Source organism: Streptomyces poriticola (assembly GCF_036689765.1).
GTDB lineage: Bacteria > Actinomycetota > Actinomycetes > Streptomycetales > Streptomycetaceae > Streptomyces > Streptomyces poriticola.
In genome coordinates this window covers 1-5,728 of the sequence record NZ_JBAGKH010000065.1, presented here as the reverse complement: position 1 = coordinate 5,728, position 5,728 = coordinate 1, and the positions used below count along the sequence as shown (strand labels likewise).

1 protein-coding gene and 1 pseudogene are annotated in these 5,728 nt (G+C 76.9%); both read left to right on the top strand.

Annotated features, from left to right (window positions below; translation table 11 throughout):
• The coding region (locus V5O46_RS31295) for an SDR family NAD(P)-dependent oxidoreductase (protein WP_332888122.1) at positions 1 to 1,610 on the top strand (1,610 nt) is incomplete at its 5' end.
• 56 nt (positions 1,611 to 1,666) lie between these two features.
• Positions 1,667 to 5,728: pseudogene (locus V5O46_RS31290) on the top strand (type I polyketide synthase); the annotation flags it as partial.

The window sequence follows — 5,728 nt, the reverse complement described above, 5'->3', positions numbered from 1 at the left end:
TCCGTACCGACACCGCAGGCATCGCCTACCGGGCCGTCGACCTCGCGGACGCGGGCCCCGACCGCATCCAGGAGATGCTCACCGAACTCCTGGACCGGCTCGCGGCCGGCGACCTCGCCCACCTGCCCGTCCGCAGCGTGCCCATGGGCCGCGCCCGCGAGGCGTTCCGCTTCATGGCCCAGGCCCGGCACACCGGCAAGCTCGTCCTCACCACCGCCCCGTACGGCGACGGCACCGTCCTCGTCACCGGCGGCACCGGCACCCTCGGCGGCCTCGTGGCCCGGCACCTCGTCACCGAACACGGCATCCGCGACCTGGTGCTCGTCGGACGACAGGGTACCGAGACCCCCGTCACCGCCGAACTGCGCGCCGCCGGCGCCCGGGTCCGCGTGGCGGCCTGCGACGTGTCCGACCGGGCCGCGCTCGCCGCGCTGCTCGCGGACATCGAGCCGCCCCTGACCGCGGTGGTGCACGCGGCCGGCGTCCTCGACGACGGCACGCTCACCTCGCTGACCCCCGAACGGCTCGCCGCCGTACTGCGCCCGAAGGCCGACGCCGCCTGGCACCTGCACGAACTCACCGAAGACAGGGACCTGTCCGCCTTCGTGCTGTTCTCCTCGGCGGCTGGCACGTTCGGCGCCCCCGGTCAGGGCAACTACGCCGCCGCCAACACCGCCCTGGACGCGCTCGCCGAGCACCGCCGCTCCCGTGGCCTGCCCGCCGTCTCCCTCGCCTGGGGGCCGTGGGCCGCCGAGAGCGCCATGACCGGCGGCCTGAGCAGCGGCGACCGCGCCAGGATGACCCGGGCTGGCGTCCGGCCACTGGCCGCCACCGAGGCACTCGCCGTGCTCGACGCCGCCTGCCGCACCGGGGCCGGCGCCCTCGCCGCGCTCCGTCTCGACACCGCGGCGCTCACCGCCCGCACCGGCACCCCGCACGCGCTGCTGCGCGACCTGGTCCGCCGTCCGGCCGGCCCCGCCCGCGACGACGCCGAGACCCAGCCCGCGCTACCCGAACGGCTGGCCGGGCTGGGCGAGGAGCAGCGCCGCCGGGCCGTGCTCGACGTCGTACGCCGCAACGCGGCAGCGGTCCTCGGCCACGCCCGGGCGTCCGCCGTGGACACCGCGCGCGGTTTCCTGGACCTCGGCTTCGACTCGCTGACCGCCGTCGAACTGCGCAACCGGCTCACCGAGGCCACCGGCCTGCGGCTGTCCGCGACCGCCGTCTTCGACCACCCGACCCCGGCCGCTCTGGCCCGCCATCTCCTGACCGAACTGGAACCGCTGGTCCGGGCCGCGCAGAGCGCCCTGCCCAGCGCGCCGGACCCCGACGCCGAGCTGCGCGGCGCCATCGCGGCCATCCCGCTCGAACGCCTCCGGCAGGCCGGTCTCCTGGACGAACTGGCCCGCCTGGCAGGCGTCGCCGTACCGGCCCAGGACGCCCCGGCCGAGCAGCACGCAGCCCCCGACGACCACCCCGACGACCCCGCGGACGGACCCGAGGACGGACCCGAGGACGACGGTTCCGACGACCTCATGGACGTGCTGGACGACATGAGCATCGACGACCTGATCAGGATCGCGCACGACGAGCGCCCCCGCGGAAACTGAGGATCACGAACAGCATGAGCAACACCAACGAAGAACTCGTCGAGGCGCTGCGCAGCTCGCTGCGCGAGACCGAGCGGCTGCGCCGTCGCAACCGCTCGCTGACGGCCGCCGCCGACGAGCCGATCGCCATCGTCGGCACCGCCTGCCGCTTCCCCGGCGGCATCGACTCGCCCGAGCGGCTGTGGGACGCCGTCGCCGCCGGCTCGGACCTGATCACCGGCTTCCCCGACGACCGCGGCTGGGACCTCGGCGTCCACGACCCCGACCCCGAGCGGGCCGGCCGCAGCTATACCGACCGCGGCGGCTTCCTCACCGGCGCCGCCGACTTCGACCCGGCGTTCTTCGGCATCTCCCCGCGCGAGGCCCGCGCCATGGACCCGCAGCAGCGGGTGCTGCTGGAGACCGCCTGGGAGACGTACGAGCGGGCCGGCATCGACCCGCACGCCCAGCGCGGCAGCCGCACCGGCGTGTTCGTCGGCACCTGGAGCCAGGGCTACGGCATCGGCGCCGGCGTCCCCGAGGACGCCGAGGGCTACCTCGTCACCGGCGGCGCCACCGCCGTCGTCTCCGGCCGGATCTCCTATGTCCTCGGCCTGGAGGGCCCGGCCGTCACCGTCGACACCGCCTGCTCCTCCTCGCTGGTCGCCCTGCACTGGGCGGTGCGCTCGCTGCGCGCCGGCGAGTGCTCGATGGCGCTCGCGGGCGGCGTGACCGTCATGGCCACCCCCGGTGTGTTCGTGGAGTTCTCCCGGCAGCGCGGCCTCGCCCCCGACGGCCGCTGCAAGGCCTACTCGGCCGACGCGGACGGCACCGGCTGGGGCGAGGGCGTCGGCGTGCTCCTGCTGGAGCGGCTCTCCGACGCCGTCCGCAACGGCCACCGCGTCCTCGCCGTCGTGCGCGGCTCCGCCGTCAACTCCGACGGCGCCAGCAGCGGACTCACCGCCCCGAACGGCCCCTCCCAGCAGGAGGTCATCCGGCAGGCCCTCGCCGACGCCCGGCTCAGCCCCGCCGACGTCGACGTCGTGGAAGGCCACGGCACCGGCACCCGGCTCGGCGACCCCATCGAGGCGCAGGCCCTGCTCACCGCCTACGGCCAGGACCGCCCCCGCCCGCTGCTGCTCGGCTCCGTGAAGTCCAACCTCGGCCACACCCAGGCCGCCGCGGGCGTCGCCGGTGTCATCAAGATGGTCGAGGCCATGCGCCGCGGCATCGCACCCCGCACCCTCCATGCCGCCGAGCCCACCCCCCAGGTGGACTGGTCCCGCGGAGCCGTCGAACTCCTCGCCGACAACCGCTCCTGGCCCGACACCGGGGAACCCCGCCGGTCCGCGGTGTCCGCGTTCGGCGTCAGCGGCACCAACGCCCACGTCGTCCTCGAACAGGCCCCCGAGCCGGCCGACACCGAGACCACCGCACGCACCGCACACCCGGTCGTGCCCTGGCTGCTGTCCGCCCACACCCCGGCCGCCCTGCGCGCACAGGCCGAACGGCTCGCCGCCGGCCTGCCCGACGACGCCGACCCCCTCGACGTCGCCGCCGCCCTGGCCACCAACCGCGCCGCCCTGCCGCTGCGCACCGCCGTCCTCGGCGCCGACGCCCAGCAGCTGCGCGCCGGCCTCGCCGCGCTCGCCGCCGGTGCACCGCCCGCCGTCTCCGGCGAAGCCCGGCCCGACCGCACCACGGCCTTCCTCTACACCGGCCAGGGCGCCCAGCGCGCCGGCATGGGCGAGGAACTCGCCGCCACCTACCCGGCGTTCGCCGCGGCCTGGACCGACGTCTGCGCGGAGTTCGACACCGTGCTGCCCCGCCCGCTGCGCCAGGTGATCACCGAAGGCGGCCCCGACCTCGACCGCACCCTGTACGCGCAGGCCGCGGTGTTCGCCTTCGAGACCGCGCTGACCACACTGCTCGGCTCCTGGGGGATACGCCCCGACCTCGTCCTCGGCCACTCCGTCGGCGAACTCGCCGCCGCCCACACCGCGGGCGTGCTGTCCCTGCGGCACGCCGTCGTCGTGGTCGCGGCCCGCGGCCGGCTCATGGAGGCGCTGCCGGAGGGCGGCGCGATGGTCGCCGTCCAGGCGAGCGAGGACGAGATCGAGTTGCCGGAGGGCGTGGAGCTGGCGGCGGTCAACGGCCCGTCCTCGGTGGTCCTGTCCGGCGACGAGGAGGCCGTCCTGGCCGCCGCCGCCCACTGGGCCGAGCGCGGACGCCGCACCAAGCGGCTCACCGTCAGCCACGCCTTCCACTCCCACCGCATGGACCCCGTCCTGAACGGCTTCCGCCGCGTGCTGGGCGCCGTCACCCTCGGCACGCCGCGCATCCCGTTCGTCTCCACGGTCACCGGCGCCCCCGCCGACGCCGAACTGCGCGACCCCGAGTACTGGCTGCGCAACGTCCGCGAGACCGTCCGGTTCGCCGACGGCGTCCGGACCCTCGCCGACGAGGGCGCGGACACCTTCGTCGAGGTCGGCCCGGACGCCGTGCTCGGCGCCCTGGTCGCCGACGCGCTCCCCGAGGACCCCGACCGGCCCGAGGTGCTCGCCGTACCCACCGCCCGCGCCGACCGGCCCGAGCCCGAGACACTGGTCAGCGCGCTCGCCCGGATCCACGCCCACGGCGCGCACGTCGACTGGGCCGCCTTCTTCGGCCCCGGCGCCCGCCACGTCGACCTGCCCACCTACGCCTTCCAGCACCAGCACTACTGGCTGGCCCCGGCCCCCGCCGACGACCTTCCCGCCGCCGGCCTCGGCACCGTCGGCCACCCGCTGCTGCGGGCCGCCGTCGAACTGCCCGCCGACGCCACCGCGGACCACGCCGGCCGGCCCGGCGCCGCCGGAGCCGTCGTCTTCACCGGCACCCTGTCCGCCCGCACCCACCCCTGGCTGACCGACCACAGCGTCCTCGGCACGCCCGTGCTGCCCGGCACCGCCCTCGCCGAACTCGCCGCCGCCGCGGGCGACCGCCTCGGCTGCGCGACCGTTGCGGAACTCGTCCTCACCGCCCCGCTCGCCGTCCCCGCCTCCGGCGCCGTCCGCCTCCGCGTCCACGTCGACGCCCCCGACCGCGACGGCCACCGCGCCGTCACCGTCGACTCCCGGCCCGACGACCAGCTCGCGGACGGCACCGCCTGGACCCGCCACGCCACCGGACGCCTCGCCCCCGACGACCCCGAACCCGCGCCGGCACCCACCGCCTGGCCGCCCGCCGACGCCGAACCCCTGCCCGTCGACGGCCTCTACGACCGGCTCACCGCGGCCGGCTTCGGCTACGGCCCCGCCTTCCGCGGCGTCCGCGCGGCCTGGCGGCACGGCACCGACCTGCTCGCCGACGTCGAACTGCCCACGGACACCGACGAGTCGGGCTTCCTGCTGCACCCCGCCCTGTTCGACACCGCCCTGCACGCCCTCGGCCTCGGCGGCCTGGTCGAACACGGCGGACTGCCCTTCACCTGGACGGGCGTCCGCCTGCACGCGACCGGCGCCCGCTCCCTGCGCGTGCGGCTGACCCCGACCGGCCCCGACGCCGTCGCGCTCACCGCCGCCGACGCCGCGGGCCGGCCCGTCGTCACGGTCACCGACCTCCGCCTGCGCCCGACCACCGAGGTCCGCGGCAACACCCGGGCCGACGCCCTGCACCACGTACGGTGGGAGCCCCGCCCGGCAGCAGCGGCCACCGCCGCCCGCTGGACCGTCCTCGGCCCCGACGCCGACGTCCTCGCCGACGCGCTCAGGTCCACCGGGGCGCAGGTCATCGGGCCTGACGAGACGGCCGCCACCGACGTCACCGGCACCGACGAGACCGCCGCGACCGGCAGTGACGTCATCACCGTGCTCACCCTGCCCGCCGCCGGGACCGACCCGCAGGCCGTCCGGACGGCCACGCGTGCCGCCCTCGCCCGGCTCCAGGAGCATCTCGCCGCCGACGGGCCGGCCGGCCCGCTCGTCGTTGTCACCCACGGCGCCGTGGCCGCCGCACCCGGCGACACCGTGCCCGACCTGGCCGGTGCCGCCGTGTGGGGCCTGCTGCGCAGTGCCCAGTCCGAACACCCCGGCCGGTTCGTCCTGGTCGACCTGGCCACTCCCGGGGACACCGCCGCCCTGTCGGCCGCGCTGGCCACG